The organism is Pseudomonas sp. SIMBA_068, assembly GCF_046534705.1.
Taxonomy (GTDB): Bacteria; Pseudomonadota; Gammaproteobacteria; order Pseudomonadales; family Pseudomonadaceae; genus Aquipseudomonas; species Aquipseudomonas putida.
Window position 1 is genome coordinate 1 of the sequence record NZ_JAWRYI010001219.1, and the last position, 249, is coordinate 249.

Annotated in this window: 1 pseudogene; it reads left to right on the top strand. The window is 38.6% G+C overall.

Annotated elements, in window-relative coordinates:
• Nucleotides 1-249: pseudogene (locus SB756_RS33420) on the top strand (tyrosine--tRNA ligase); the annotation flags it as partial.

Genomic DNA, 249 nt, shown 5'->3' on the forward strand with positions numbered 1-249 from the left:
GCGATATCAAAATTGAACTTGCTAAAGAGCTAATTGCACGTTTTCATAGTGAAGAAGATGCACAAGCTGCGCACAACGATTTTATTCAACGCTTTCAGAAAAAAGCGCTGCCAGATGAAATTCCTGAGCTGACAGTAACCATTGCAGAAGACACTATTTTAATCGCTAACTTATTAAAAGAAGCTAATTTAGTTGCAAGCACATCAGAAGCGATGCGCATGATAAAACAAGGTGCAGTTAAACTGAACG